At 71.9% G+C, this 13,581-nt stretch carries 11 protein-coding genes; 8 read left to right on the forward strand and 3 right to left on the reverse strand.

The annotated features are described in order from the left end of the window. Positions 1-60: 60 nt before the first annotated feature. Entirely contained in the window at positions 61-1,437 is a 1,377-nt protein-coding gene (locus IE325_RS21500) for a type III PLP-dependent enzyme domain-containing protein (protein ID WP_190071670.1), read from the reverse strand. Positions 1,438-1,597: 160 nt separating this feature from the next. On the opposite strand from IE325_RS21500, the gene hutU reads away from it, so the two are divergent. The 4 genes from hutU to hutI are packed head-to-tail and all read left to right on the forward strand — an operon-like array spanning position 1,598 to position 7,186. Beyond that, complete coding sequence (gene hutU / locus IE325_RS21505) at positions 1,598-3,262, forward strand: urocanate hydratase (RefSeq protein ID WP_190071590.1); 1,665 nt, start codon at positions 1,598-1,600, stop codon at positions 3,260-3,262. After that, the gene (locus IE325_RS21510) at positions 3,259-4,566 is read left to right on the forward strand and encodes an allantoate amidohydrolase (RefSeq protein ID WP_373315193.1); all 1,308 of its coding nucleotides are present in this window, start codon (positions 3,259-3,261) and stop codon (positions 4,564-4,566) included. The genes hutU and IE325_RS21510 overlap by 4 nt, the downstream gene beginning before the upstream one ends. Then, positions 4,563-5,900: a formimidoylglutamate deiminase gene (locus IE325_RS21515; protein ID WP_190071591.1), complete on the forward strand. Its 1,338-nt coding sequence runs from the start codon at positions 4,563-4,565 to the stop codon at positions 5,898-5,900. The genes IE325_RS21510 and IE325_RS21515 overlap by 4 nt, the downstream gene beginning before the upstream one ends. Next, positions 5,897-7,186 (forward strand): imidazolonepropionase, encoded by a 1,290-nt coding sequence (hutI, locus tag IE325_RS21520; protein WP_190071592.1) that lies wholly within the window; start codon positions 5,897-5,899, stop codon positions 7,184-7,186. The genes IE325_RS21515 and hutI overlap by 4 nt, the downstream gene beginning before the upstream one ends. On the opposite strand, the gene IE325_RS21525 is transcribed toward hutI, so the two are convergent. Then, positions 7,187-8,764, reverse strand: a complete 1,578-nt coding sequence (locus tag IE325_RS21525; protein ID WP_190071593.1) for an RICIN domain-containing protein — start codon at positions 8,762-8,764, stop codon at positions 7,187-7,189. A 227-nt stretch (positions 8,765-8,991) separates the two neighbouring features. Next, the gene (locus IE325_RS21530) at positions 8,992-9,948 is read right to left on the reverse strand and encodes an RNA polymerase sigma factor SigF (RefSeq protein ID WP_190071594.1); all 957 of its coding nucleotides are present in this window, start codon (positions 9,946-9,948) and stop codon (positions 8,992-8,994) included. A 237-nt stretch (positions 9,949-10,185) separates the two neighbouring features. On the opposite strand from IE325_RS21530, the gene IE325_RS21535 reads away from it, so the two are divergent. From IE325_RS21535 to IE325_RS21550, 4 genes are all read left to right on the forward strand, one after another. Then, positions 10,186-10,572 carry an STAS domain-containing protein gene (locus IE325_RS21535; protein ID WP_190071595.1) on the forward strand — a complete coding sequence of 129 codons (387 nt, stop codon included), beginning with the start codon at positions 10,186-10,188 and terminating at the stop codon, positions 10,570-10,572. Positions 10,573-10,810: 238 nt separating this feature from the next. Beyond that, positions 10,811-11,413: an ATP-binding protein gene (locus tag IE325_RS21540; RefSeq protein ID WP_190071596.1), complete on the forward strand. Its 603-nt coding sequence runs from the start codon at positions 10,811-10,813 to the stop codon at positions 11,411-11,413. 597 nt (positions 11,414-12,010) lie between these two features. Continuing rightward, positions 12,011-12,697, forward strand: a complete 687-nt coding sequence (locus IE325_RS21545; RefSeq protein ID WP_190071597.1) for an LPXTG cell wall anchor domain-containing protein — start codon at positions 12,011-12,013, stop codon at positions 12,695-12,697. Positions 12,698-12,727: 30 nt separating this feature from the next. Then, a complete protein-coding gene (locus IE325_RS21550) occupies positions 12,728-13,576 on the forward strand; it encodes a COG1470 family protein (protein WP_190071598.1) in 849 nt (282 codons plus the stop codon). Positions 13,577-13,581: the final 5 nt, after the last annotated feature.

Here is a 13,581-nt window from a genome sequence, read left to right on the forward strand (position 1 = left end):
ACTGACCCTGCTTTCGGGTCACTTGATCGTGTACGGCGTGCTGGTCCCGGTCGGTCCGCGTCAACGGCGCTTCGGCATGGGCAGGGCGGTGAGGGAGGCCGCGTGCGCCCCACCCGATTCGGCCACGATCTCCTCGACCGACTGCGGCTCACGCACCGTCGCGAAGGCGACGCCCCCGGCTCCGTCCGGCGCGAAGCCGTAAACCCCCGGCCGGGCAAGGGAGTTGTACGCGTAGTGGTGGGCGAAGTAGTACGCCCCCGTGTCCAGCGCCGCCGCGAAGTCACCCTGCTCCAGCAACGGCAGCGCGGCCCCCTCGGCCAGCAGATCGCCCGAGAAGCAGGCCGGTCCCGCCACGTCCTGCACCACGGCCGGACCCTCCTTCGGGCGGCCCTTGCCGTCGTACGCGGCGATCCTCAGCGGCCAGCTCCCCGGCATGTACACCGTCCGCGTGGCGACCTGCACCCCCGCGTGCGTCACCGCCACCGGCCGCCCGCCCGCGCTCTTGGCGTACTCCACCCGCGCCACGACCGTCCCGTGCTTGGCCAGCAGCGACCGCCCGAACTCCGTGACCAGCCCGTAGCGCCCGTCGAACAGCCCCGGCACCGCCTCGCTCAGCAGTCGCGCGTACTGCGCGTACGTCGGCGTCGTCGCGTCCGACGCGAAGTTCACCGGCAGTCCGCCGCCGATGTCGAGGGTATCGATCTGGCGCCGCCCGATCCGCCGGTTGATCTCCTCGGCGAGCGCGAACGTCTCGGCGACGCCCTGGGCCATGAGCGACAGCGGGATGCCCTGCGAGCCGGTGTGCGCATGCAGCCGCGTCAGCCACGGACGGTCCGCGTACGCCTGGATCACCCACTCCCGCGCCCCCTCGTCGCGCAGCGCCACCCCGAACTTCGACGTCGCCGTCGCGGTGGACGTCGCCTCGATCGAACCCCCGCCGACCTGCGGATTCACCCTGATCCCGAGCGGTGAGCGACTCGTGGCCGAGCTCATCAGGGCGTCGATGCGGTCCAGCTCCTGCGGATTGTCGGCGTTCACGGCGATGCCCAGCGCCAGCGCCTCCCGCAGCTCGGCCGGCGTCTTCGCGGGCGAGTCCAGCACCGTCGCCTCCGGGCGCAGCCCCGCCGCCCGTGCCAGGGCCAGCTCACCCGGGCTCGCCACCTCCGCGCCGATGCCCTCCTCGCGCAGCAGCCGCAGCACCGGCACCAGCGGGGTCGCCTTCACCGCGAAGGCGTGCAGCACGGGTGTCCCCGGCGCCGTGACCTCCTCGAACGCCGCCCGCAGCGCCGCCGCCGACTCCCGGATGCCGGTGACATCCAGCAGGCCGACGATGGGGGAGCCGGGCCCGAGCAGCCCCTGCTCCACGGCGGCACGCACCGCGTCGTCCCGCCGGTTCGTCACTGTCTCGATTCCGCTGCCCACAACATCCCCCGTCATGTCGTTGTACGAGCCCATGCATCCAGCCAAACACCGCGGAGCCGCCGCTGCTGGGGCACCGATCTATTGACTAGTTCTATTCAGGAAGCCAGGATGTGAATATCAACCTCAACAGTTCCACCTCGACTGTTCGCAGTCACAGTCCGCTGGGAGGCAGACCATGTCAGGACCCCGCCCCGTCCGAGCGCCGCGCGGTACGGAACTGAGTGCCCTGGGATGGCAGCAGGAAGCCGCCCTGCGGATGCTCCAGAACAACCTCGACCCCGAGGTCGCCGAGCACCCCGACAAGCTCGTCGTCTACGGCGGCACCGGCAAGGCCGCCCGCGACTGGCGCTCCTTCGACGCGATGGTGCGCACCCTGCGGACCCTCAAGCAGGACGAGACCATGCTGGTCCAGTCCGGCCGCCCGGTCGGCGTCATGCAGACCCACGAGTGGGCCCCGCGCGTCCTCATCGCCAACTCCAACCTCGTCGGCGACTGGGCCAACTGGGAGGAGTTCCGCCGCCTGGAGCAGCTGGGCCTGACCATGTACGGCCAGATGACGGCCGGCTCCTGGATCTACATCGGCACCCAGGGCATCCTCCAGGGCACCTACGAGACCTTCGCCGCCGTCGCCGCGAAGAAGTTCGGCGGCACCCTCGCCGGCACGATCACCCTCACCGCCGGCCTCGGCGGCATGGGCGGCGCCCAGCCGCTCGCCGTCACCATGAACGACGGCGTCGCGATCTGCATCGACTGCGACCCGCGCGCCATCGAGCGCCGTATCGAGCACCGCTACCTCGACGTCAAGGCGGACAACCTGGCGCACGCCCTCCAGCTCGCCACCGAGGCCCGCGACGCCCGCCGCCCGCTCTCCATCGGCCTGCTGGGCAACGCCGCCGAGCTGCTCCCGCAGATGCTCGCCGAGGGCGCCCCGATCGACATCGTGACCGACCAGACCTCCGCCCACGACCCGCTGGCCTACCTCCCCGTCGGTCTCGCCTTCGAGGACATGGCCGACGCCGCGGCCAAGGACCCGGCCGGGTTCACCACCCGCGCACGCGAGTCCATGGCGAAGCACGTCGAGGCCATGGTCGGCTTCATGGACGCCGGCGCCGAGGTCTTCGACTACGGCAACTCCATCCGTGGCGAGGCCCAACTCGCTGGTTACGAGCGGGCGTTCGCGTTCCCCGGCTTCGTCCCGGCCTATATCCGCCCCCTCTTCTGCGAGGGCAAGGGCCCCTTCCGCTGGGCGGCCCTGTCCGGCGACCCCGCCGACATCGCCAAGACCGACAAGGCCATCCTGGAGCTCTTCCCGGAGAACGAGTCCCTGCACCGCTGGATCAAGATGGCCGGCGAGCGCGTCCACTTCCAGGGCCTGCCCGCCCGCATCTGCTGGCTCGGCTACGGCGAGCGCGACAAGGCCGGCGAGCGCTTCAACGACATGGTGGCGAACGGCGAGCTGGCGGCGCCGCTGGCCATCGGGCGCGACCACCTGGACTGCGGTTCGGTGGCCTCTCCCTACCGCGAGACCGAGGCCATGCTCGACGGCTCCGACGCGATCGCCGACTGGCCGCTGCTGAACGCCATGGTCAACGTCGCGTCCGGCGCCTCCTGGGTGTCCCTCCACCACGGTGGCGGCGTCGGCATGGGCCGCTCCATCCACGCCGGCCAGGTGACGGTGGCCGACGGCACGAAGCTCGGCGGCGAGAAGATCCGCCGCGTGCTGACGAACGACCCCGGCATGGGCGTCATCCGGCACGTGGACGCCGGGTACGACATCGCGGAGTCGGTCGCCGACGAGCGTGCCGTCCGGGTTCCTATGCGCGAGGGTGACGACGCGTGACTCAGCATGTGGGTGGGCACGGCGACTCCCCGGTGGGGGCGGAGGCATCGTCGCCGGGTGCGGGTTCCCCGCCTGGTTCGGGCGGCAGTTCCTTCCACACCATGTGGCGCGACCTGCTCCCTATCGGCCGAAACCCCGCCTCCGGCGGCTACCGCCGCTTCGCCTGGACCGGGGCCGATCTCGACTGCCGGGCCTGGTTCAAGGAGCAGGCCGAGGCGCGCGGGCTCGGCTACGAGGTCGACCGGAACGGCAACCAGTGGGCCTGGCTCGGAGACCCCGCCGCCGGGGACGCCGTCGTCACCGGCTCGCACCTCGACTCCGTGCCCGACGGCGGCGCCTTCGACGGGCCCCTCGGCGTGGTGTCCTCCTTCGCCGCGCTCGACGAACTGCGCGGCAGGGGCGTGCGGTTCGCCAAGCCCCTCGCCATCGTCAACTTCGGCGACGAGGAGGGCGCCCGCTTCGGTCTCGCCTGTGTCGGGTCGCGGCTCACCGCCGGGCAGCTCACCGTCGAGGGCGCGCACAGGCTGACCGACGGGGACGGGGTCAGCCTGCCCCGGGCCATGGAGGCCGCCGGGTACGACCCCGACGGCATCGGCGCCGACCCCGAGCGGCTCGCCCGTATCGGTGCCTTCGTCGAACTGCATGTCGAGCAGGGCCGGGCGCTTGACCTGTCCGGCGACCGGGTCGGCATCGCCAGCGCCATCTGGCCGCACGGCCGGTGGCGGTTCGACTTCCGGGGCGAGGCCAACCACGCCGGCACCACCCGGCTCGTGGACCGGCGCGACCCCATGCTGTCGTACGCCGAGACCGTGCTCGCCGCCCGTCGCGAGGCCGAACTCGCCGGTGCGGTCGCCACCTTCGGCAAGATCGCCGTCGAGCCGAACGGTGTCAACGCCATCCCGTCCCTGGTGCGCGGCTGGCTCGACTCCCGCGCCGAGGACCAGGCGAGCCTCGACGCCGTCGTCGGCGGCATCGAGAAGGCCGCCCGGAGCTACGCGGAGTCCCACGGCATCGACCTCGACGTCGTCCGTGAGTCCTTCACGCCCGTCGTCGAGTTCGACCACGCCCTGCGCGACGAACTGGGCCGCATCCTGGGCAAGGACACCGACCTCACGGTGCCCGCCCTGGGTACCGGTGCCGGACACGACGCCGGAATCCTCTCCGGGACGATTCCGACCGCCATGCTGTTCGTACGCAACCCCACCGGCGTCTCGCACTCCCCGGCCGAGTCCGCCGCCGAGGACGACTGCGTGGCCGGGGTCCTCGCACTCGCCGACGTACTGGAAGGGCTGGCCTCCAGGTGACGACCAAGACCTACTGGCTGGAGCACGCCTGGCTCGATACGCATGTCGAGCCGGGCGTCGCCCTGGACACGAACGACGGTCGCATCGCCGCCGTCCGCACCGCCGTCCCCACCCCGCCCCCCGGCGCCGAGATCCTCCGCGGTCTCACCCTGCCCGGCCTCGCCAACGCGCACAGCCACGCCTTCCACCGTGCCCTGCGCGGCACCGTCCAGGTCGGGTCAGGCACCTTCTGGACCTGGCGTGAGGTCATGTACTCGGTCGCCGATCGCCTGACGCCGGAGACCTATCACACCCTCGCCCGCGCGGTGTACGCCGAGATGGCGCTGGCGGGTGTCACCTCGGTCGGCGAGTTCCACTACGTGCATCACGGACCCGGCGGCATCCCCTACGCCGACCCCAACGCGATGGGCGAGGCCCTGATCGCGGCCGCCGCCGAAGCCGGTATCCGGATCACCCTCCTCGACACCGCCTATCTCTCCTCCGGCTTCGGACAGCCGCCCACGACCCACCAGCTCCGCTTCTCCGACGGCGACGCCGAGGCCTGGGCCGAACGCTCTTCAGTTCTCAAGGAACGGGATCACGCACGGATCGGGGCAGCGATCCACTCCGTACGGGCCGTGCCCGCCGACCAGTTGGAGACCGTGGCGCGCTGGGCCGAGGAGCGGCGGGCACCGCTCCATGTGCACCTGTCCGAGCAGACCGCCGAGAACGAGGCGTGCCTGGAGGCCCACGGCTGCACCCCGACCCAGCTCCTCGCCCTGCACGGCGTCCTCGGCCCGCGCACCACCGGCGTCCACAACACCCACCTCACCGCCGAGGACATCTCCCTCATCGGCGGCAGCGGCACCGGCACCTGTATGTGCCCGACCACCGAACGGGACCTCGCCGACGGCATCGGCCCGGCCGCCGCCCTGCAGAACGAGGGCTCACCGCTCTCCCTCGGCTCCGACAGCCACGCCGTGATCGACCTGCTGGAGGAGGCACGGGCGATGGAGCTCAACGAGCGGCTGCGCACCCGCACGCGGGGTCACTGGACGGCCGCCGCCCTGCTGCGGGCAGCCTCCGCCGACGGCCACGCCGCCCTCGGCTGGGACGAGGCGGGCACCCTGGAACCCGGTGCGCTCGCCGACTTCACGACGATCGCGCTCGACTCGGTCAGGACGGCAGGGCCGCTTCCGCGGCTCGGGGCCGAGACGGCCGTATTCGCCGCGTCGGCAGCAGACGTGTCGCATACGGTCGTGGCAGGTCGGCACGTCGTACGGGACGGGGCCCACACCCTCGTACCGGATGTGCCGAAGGCCCTCGCGGACGCCGTCGAAGCCCTGCGCGCATGACCCCGGGCCGGCCCGGTCCCGCCGTCTCCGCCCCCGCACCCGACACCGCCGACCAGGCAACCAAGGACGCCATGAGCAACGCGACGACCGTCAGCCCCGCCCACTCCGCGAGCACCGCAAGCACGCTCATCACCAACATCGCCAGCCTGGTCACCAACGACCCCTCCCTCGGTGACGGTTCCCCCCTCGGACTGATCCAGGACGCCGCGATCGCCATCGAGGGCGACCGCGTCGTGTGGACCGGTGATCAAAGCAAAGCACCCGCCACTGACAATCGGGTCGACGCAGGTGGCCGGGGCGTCATCCCCGGCTTCGTGGACTCCCACTCGCACCTCGTCTTCGCGGGCGACCGCACGCAGGAGTTCAACGCTCGGATGTCGGGGCGGCCGTACAGCGCCGGCGGTATCCGTACGACCGTCGCGGCCACCCGGGCGGCGAGCGACGGGGAACTGGCGGCCAACCTCACCCGTTACCTCCACGAGGCCCTCCGCCAGGGCACCACCACCTTCGAGACCAAGTCCGGCTACGGCCTGACCGTCGAGGACGAGGCCCGCGCCCTGCGCATCGCCGCCGCCCACACCGACGAGGTCACCTACCTCGGCGCCCACATCGTCTCGCCGGACTTCGCCGACGACCCGGCCAGCTATGTCGCCCTCGTCACCGGCGAGATGCTCGACGCCTGTGCGCCGTACGCCCGTTGGATCGACGTCTTCTGCGAGAAGGGCGCCTTCGACGGCGACCAGGCCCGCGCGATCCTCACCGCGGGCAAGGCGAAGGGCCTGCACCCGCGCGTCCACGCCAACCAGCTCTCCTACGGCCCCGGGGTCCAGCTCGCCGTCGAACTCGACGCCGCCAGCGCCGACCACTGCACCCACCTCACGGACGCGGACGTCGACGCCCTGGCGAGCGGCCGTACGGTCGCCACACTGCTCCCCGGCGCCGAGTTCTCCACCCGCGCCGAGTGGCCGGACGCCCGCCGCCTCCTGGACGCGGGCGCCACCGTCGCCCTTTCCACCGACTGCAATCCGGGCTCGTCCTTCACCTCCTCCGTCCCCTTCTGCGTCGCCCTCGCGGTACGGGACATGGGGATGACCCCCGACGAGGCGGTCTGGTCGGCGACGGCGGGCGGCGCCGCGGCCCTGCGCCGCGACGACATCGGCCGCCTCACCCCGGGCGCCCGCGCGGACCTGCTGCTCCTCGACGCCCCGAGCCATGTGCACCTGGCGTACCGGCCGGGCGTGCCCCTGGTCAGCGGGGTGTGGCGGCGCGGCGTACGCGAGGTCTGATCAGGAGGCCCCCGCCCGCCACCGCTGCCCCGAACCCCCGCCCGCCGGCTCCAGCGAAAGCCCGTCGCCCGCCCCGCCGTTCGGCGTCACCGCCGCCCAAGGGGCGATGACCGGGCGGATCAGGCCGTCCCCGTCCACCATGAACATCAGGTTCCGCCCGTTGCTGCCCTCTACCGAGTCGCAGGTCCAGATGCCGACGCCCCGGTCCGTCGAACCGCGGCTGTCCAGGCAGTAGTCGGGGTCGGCGGCGGACTGGAGGACGCCGCGGTCGGAGTCGACCCGCCAGCGTTGGGAACGGGACGAGTCGCAGCGGACCGTGATGACGTCCGTCCCGTTGTAGAAGTCGTCGCCGTCCACGTCCAGGCAGAGGCCCGAGGAGATGTTCACGACCTGGGCGAACGCGCCGCCCGGAGGGCGTGTGGGAGAGGGCGTGGGCTTGGGGCTCGCCGTCTTCGTCGGGGGCGGAGTCTTCGTACGAGTCGGAGTCGGGGACGCGGACGGGGACTTGGAGGTTCGCGACGGGGACGGGGAGGGAGACGGGGTCGGCGACACCGTCGCCGTCACGGTCACCGCGACCGGAGGCACCCGCACCGGAGTGCTCGCCGAACCGACCGGATCCTGCGCCGACGATCCGCCCTGCGCCACCAGGAACACCACCAGCGGCAGCAGCGCCACTCCCAGCGCCGCCGACACCAGCACGACCCGGCGGCGGTCCGACGGCCAACCCATCGGCGGTCGGGACCGGTTCGCCCTACTCTGCGTCTCTCCCGGGACGGGGGCCTTGTCGCCTGCCACGTAACCCGTCCCGCCCCACGGCAGCAACCCCTCCGCCAGCGCCGCCCGCGGAGCGTCCCGCAGGGCCGACAGTTCCTCGTACGCCGTCGTGCAGTGCGGGCAGCGCGCCATGTGGGTGTGCAGGTCGGCGCTGTCGCGGGGGCTGTCCGGGCGTACGGACTCCTCGATGAGGCGGCCGAAGTCGGGGCAGTCGGGGTCGTCGGAGGCGGCGAGGCGGGCGCGCAGACAGGCGCGGGCCAGCAGTTGGAGCGCCGGGTCCGTGCCGTAGGTGACGTCCTGGCGGGTGAGGCCGAGGAGGGCGGCGGTGCGTTCCAGGGGCTCCTGATCCACGGTCCCGTACCAGATCAGGCCCTGGGTGCGCGGCGGCAGCGACTGGAACGCGGTGAGCATGGGCGGGATCGGGCCGGAGGGGCCGGCCGCGTTCAGGATGAGCAGCACACCCGGGTCGAGGCCGGCCGCGCGCTCGTCCGTCGCCCAGGTCCCGGCCAGCCGGGCGGTCAGCAGCAGGAGTTGATGGCGCCAGGGGACTCCGGGGTCGATGCCGCGTGCCGTCTGACGGGCCGCGAGCGTGAACGCCTGGGCGGCCAACTGCCGTGCCATGGAGTCGTTCGGGGTGCACTGGCGGGCGTAGGCGAGGACGTGCGGGTGGTGGCGGGCGCGCAGTTCCTGGAGTGCCGGGTACGCGGTGGCCGTGTCGGCGCGCAGCAGTTCGGTGAGCCGTGCGTCGGACACGCCCGTGTGTATGCCACTGCCGCGGTCTCCACCGTCGTCGGCCCGAGCCATCCGCCTGCCTCCTTGCAGCCGTGCGACCCGCCCGGAGCTATGACCTACCGGCGGGTATGACGGCTCATAGTGGAGGACGGGAGGCTGTGGGGAAAGGGTTTCTGTGGGTAACCCATGAGCGTTCCATGTCAGCGGGGTGAAAGATCCGAAAGCACTGTGCCCGGTGCCCTGCCGGAAGTCGTCGGCAGGACACCGGGCACAGTGCTACCCGGTCGGTGGTCGACCGGTCATTCCTCGATGGTCAGACCCTTTCTGAGCCTGATCAATGTCCGCGACAGCAGTCGCGACACATGCATCTGGGAGATGCCGAGTTCCTCGCCGATCTCCGACTGGGTCAGTCCGGCGACGAACCTCAGGGAGAGGATCTTCCGGTCCCGGGGCGGGAGTTCGGCGATGAGCGGCTTGAGCGACTCCACGTACTCGATGCCCTCGATGCCGTGGTCCTCGTAGCCGATCCGGTCGGCCAGGGCACCCTCGGCGTCGTCTTCCTCGGGCTGGGCGTCCAGCGAGGAGGCGGTGTACGCGTTCGACGCGGCCATGCCCTCGACGACCTCGTCGTTGCTCAGGCCCAGGCGCTCGGCCAGTTCCGCCACCGTGGGCGCGCGGTCCAGCTTCTGGGCCAGCTCGTCACCGGCCTTGGCCAGGTCGAGCCGGAGCTCCTGAAGACGGCGCGGCACCCGCACCGACCACGACGTGTCGCGGAAGAAGCGCTTGATCTCGCCGATGATCGTCGGCATCGCGAAGGTGGGGAACTCCACGCCGCGGCTGAGCTCGAAGCGGTCGATCGCCTTGATCAGGCCGATGGTGCCGACCTGGATGATGTCCTCCATCGGCTCGCTGCGCGAGCGGAAGCGGGAGGCGGCGAACTTGACCAGCGCGAGGTTGAGTTCGACGAGCGTGTTGCGGACGTACGAGTATTCGTGGGTCCCTTCCTCCAGCGACTCCAGCCGCTCGAAGAGGGTCTTGGACAGGGCCCGCGCGTCCACCGGGCCCACCTCGTCGTACGGCGGGATCTCCGGAAGCCCGGCGAGTGCGTCGTCCTGCTGTGCCAAGTCATGCTCGAAGGCGTGCTCGGAACCTACGTCGCTGCTGCGCTCGATGGGATCCAGCTGTTCCGGTAGGGATGCCGACGTCGCGCTCTGGGTATGCGATGCGTCGAGCCGGGGTGACATGATGTCCTCCATCGTTCTCGGCATATGGCTGCCGAAGCCTGTCGTGCACTGCGGTGTGCGGCGCCTCCAAGCCGGCCGAGTCGGTTACGTGTCTCTACTAGCCCTACCCGCTTTCCCGAGCTCACCGCAAGTGCGCTCTGGTCCGAAATGTCCGATTCTGTGTGGATGTTCGGGTGTTGGAGGGCGTAGGGAAGGCGTAGTGTTCGAGAGCGTCAGTCAGCAGCCACGACGTCGGGAGTGAGACACGGCATGGACCGCGGGACGGTCGGCAGCGCACAGTCTGGCCGACTACTGGTCGAGGTGCGCGAAGAGGGCTCCAGTGCCGTCGTGACACCGGCGGGTGAGTTGGATCACCACACCGCCGATCTGTTGCGTGAGCCACTGGAGGATTGCCTCGGCAAGGGCTTCAGCCGGCTGGTCGTCGACTGCTCGCGGCTCGAGTTCTGTGACTCCACGGGGCTGAACGTGCTGCTGGGGGCGCGCCTGAAGGCGGAGGCCGCCGGTGGCGGGGTGCATCTCGCCGGCATGCTGCCCGTGGTCGCCCGAGTGTTCGAGATCACGGGGGCCGAGGCCGTCTTCACGGTCCATGACTCCCTCGACGCCGCCCTCGCGGACGAGTCCGACGGCGCCGGCTGACCCCTCGCGTCGGTCGCTGCATCAGACGTCACATCATTCGGCCCGAATACAGGGGTGTTCCCTCGGCCGGGTCGGGCAGGAGACATCCTGAAACTGTCGGCTGTGACGTCGGCCACCGGGGGTGGGGGACTGTGACCGACGTATCAGGCAAGGAACATGTAATGGCGTACTGACTCTGCGTACCGCGTCTTTGAATAGTGTGAACGTTGAACTGGTGAATCGGTGAGGTGAAGCGCTGATGAGCACCACCCGGCCTTTCTCGCCGGGCGACCGCGGCCCTGAGCCCAGCGGCGCTTCCGGAGCGTCCGAGGGGGGCGTGCCAGGGACCGGGGGCGCCGAGCGGGGCGCGTCGGTGGCGGGGCCGTCCGACGGGGGCGCCATGCCGTCCCTGGGGCCCGGCGAGCCCGAGGCGTCCGCCGAGGCCTCGGCGGGGCGTCAGGTCCGCCGGCTGGACTTCGAGGGCCAGAGCGGGGTCGTCCCGCTCGCCCGCGACTTCGCCCGGCAGGCGCTGTACGCCTGGGGCTGGCTGCCCGCCGCCACGGCCGACCAGCGGGCCGCGGCCGAGGATGTGCTGCTCGTGGTCTCCGAGCTGGTCACCAACGCCTGTCTGCATGCCGAGGGCCCGGCCGAGATGTGGGTCGCCTGCGACAACAAGGTCATCCGTATCGAGGTCGCCGACAAGGGCACCGGCCAGCCGGCCCCCCGCACCCCGCACCGCGCGGGGCGCCCCGGCGGCCACGGCATGTTCATCGTGCAGCGGCTCTGCCTGGACTGGGGCGTCCTGCGGACGCCGGGAGTCGCGGGCAAGACGGTATGGGCGGAGCTCGGCGCCCCGGCGTAAATCGTTTCCGCTGATCGGGGGCACCCGGGCCGGAACGGGATCGCCGTACGACCGTGCAGTCGTCGTACCGCGACGAAGGCGGGGCCGGCGGCGTCGCGAGCACCCGCTCGCCCGCGGATGATGACGAGGACGAGGCAGTGACCGGTGGCGCTCGGGGCGCCCGGCTTCATCGCCTTGGATGCCGCCTTCCGCGAGGCCAGGGCGCCGAGCGGGCGCGCCGGCGGCGGAGGGGCCCGGCCGAGACCGCCGTGCAGCGGCGTATGGACGCCTCTGTGGCGGACGGGCGGCGGGCGGAGGTCCCGGCTGATCTGCGGGCGAGGCCAGGGCGCTCATCGACCGTCGCCGAGGAACTCGGACTGAGCGACTGCGGCGAGGCCGGAGTGGGCGCTGTGGACGGGAGGCTGCCGTGCCCGAAGTGCCGCCCCCGGCCCGACCCCGAGTTACCCGGGGTCACCCCCTCCACTCCGTGCACGCCGGATCGCCACAACTCCGGTGTGCGCCGTGTCTTCCTTCCTCAGGGCCCCGGGCGTACCTTGACGGCCGATCTGATATGCCGTCAGGTGCGGCGTCAGGAATTCCGTGAGGAACGAGGGGACCGTGTCGAAGCAGAAGCGAACCGCCGTGCTCGCGACCGCCGCGGCCCTGGCCGGCTCGGCGGTGCTGATGGCCGCCCCCGCGGCCCGGGCCGAAGTCGTCGACGTCAACTACTCCTGCAAGACCCCGATCGGCGACAAGAGCGCCGTCTCGCCCATCGACATCAAGGGCGTCAAGAGCGGCAGCGGATACAAGATCACCATGTCGTGGCAGAAGGGCGTCTCGTCCAGCCCCGTCGAACTCGGCAAGGGCGCGATGAACCCGAGCGCCACCATCAAGCTGGGCGGCGCCGACAGCGGCACGATGAACGTGACCGGGCCGGCCAACCAAGAGGCCATTCCCGCCAACACCCCCATCAAGATCAATGACTTGACGGGCACCTACACCCCGAAGAAGACCGGCAAGGTCACCTTCACCGCGGGCATCCTCACCATCAAGGCCCTGGGCACCACGACCACTTGCACGCCCACCAACAGCCCCGGTCCGTCGCTCTCCCTCGACGTGACCGCGGCGGGCGGCGGCGGAGGCGACAGCGGGACCCAGGGCGGCTCCGACTCCGGTTCCGAACTCCCGCAGACCGGACCCGAGGACTCGGCGATCGCCCTCGGCACCCTCGGCGGCACGGTCCTGCTCGCCGGTGCGGCCGGCGCGCTGTGGCTGACGCGCAGGGGGCAGACGGCCCGCCGCTGACCGTTACGTACTGAGCTGCTGGAGCCGCCGATGTCGTCAGCCGCCCGCGTCCTGTGCCTGCCCCTGCTGCTTCCGTTCCTGCTGGCGGCGGGCGCCGCCCCGACCTGGTCCGTCGCGCCCTCGGGCGGCGGGCGCCCGTCCTTCTACACCGAGGGCGAGCCCGGCACGGTCCAGCAGGACACGGTGTCCGTGACGAACCGGGGCGAGAAGCCGCTCACCGTACGCCTGCACGGCACCGGCGTCCCCATCGCCCTCGCCGAGAGCCGGGTGCGGATCCCGGGCCGCACCCGTGCCGAGGTCCCGTTCACGGTGACCGTCCCGACCGGCACGGCCCCCGGCGACCGCTCCGGCGAGATCGTCGCCCGCGACACGGAGGGCCGCGTCGAGACGGTCGGGCTCCGGCTGCGCGTCACCGGCCCGGAGCTGTCCGCGCTGACCGTCGAGCGAGTGGCGGTCGGCCCCGACGGCATCACATACGAGCTGGTCAACCGGGGTACGACCCCTCTCACCCCGACCCTCGCGGTCCGCGCCGACGGCGTCTTCGGCCGCCTCCTCGACCGCGCCCCGCGCACCCTCCCGGTCGACCTGCCCCCGGGCAGCCGCACCAAGCTCACCGAGCCCTGGTCCGACCGGCCCGCCCTGGACTCGGTCGATGTGCGCCTGACGGTGACGGCGGCGGGCGGCGCGAGCGACACGGCGCGGGCGTCGGCACGGTTCGTGCCGTGGGGTGGCGCGGTGGCGGGGGGAGTGGGGGTCGTCGGGGCGATGGGTGCGCTGTTCGCCGTACGGCGTCGGAGGCGTCGTGAGCCGGACGACGGTGGGTCGGCCGTGGCTGAACAGCCCGTGGAGCGGGCCGAGTTGACGGGAGTGGGGACGTGAGGGCC

This window comes from Streptomyces lanatus, assembly GCF_014655715.1.
Lineage (GTDB): Bacteria > Actinomycetota > Actinomycetes > Streptomycetales > Streptomycetaceae > Streptomyces > Streptomyces lanatus.

What these genes read in the sequence shown, in the direction of transcription:
- IE325_RS21500 (WP_190071670.1), bottom strand. Translation starts at nt 1,437, where the DNA reads ATGACGGGGGATGTTGTGGGCAGCGGAATCGAGACAGTGACGAACCGG.
- hutU (WP_190071590.1), top strand. Translation starts at nt 1,598, where the DNA reads ATGTCAGGACCCCGCCCCGTCCGAGCGCCGCGCGGTACGGAACTGAGT.
- hutI (WP_190071592.1), top strand. Translation starts at nt 5,897, where the DNA reads ATGACCCCGGGCCGGCCCGGTCCCGCCGTCTCCGCCCCCGCACCCGAC.
- IE325_RS21525 (WP_190071593.1), bottom strand. Translation starts at nt 8,764, where the DNA reads ATGGCTCGGGCCGACGACGGTGGAGACCGCGGCAGTGGCATACACACG.
- IE325_RS21530 (WP_190071594.1), bottom strand. Translation starts at nt 9,948, where the DNA reads ATGGAGGACATCATGTCACCCCGGCTCGACGCATCGCATACCCAGAGC.
- IE325_RS21535 (WP_190071595.1), top strand. Translation starts at nt 10,186, where the DNA reads ATGGACCGCGGGACGGTCGGCAGCGCACAGTCTGGCCGACTACTGGTC.
- IE325_RS21540 (WP_190071596.1), top strand. Translation starts at nt 10,811, where the DNA reads ATGAGCACCACCCGGCCTTTCTCGCCGGGCGACCGCGGCCCTGAGCCC.
- IE325_RS21550 (WP_190071598.1), top strand. Translation starts at nt 12,728, where the DNA reads ATGTCGTCAGCCGCCCGCGTCCTGTGCCTGCCCCTGCTGCTTCCGTTC.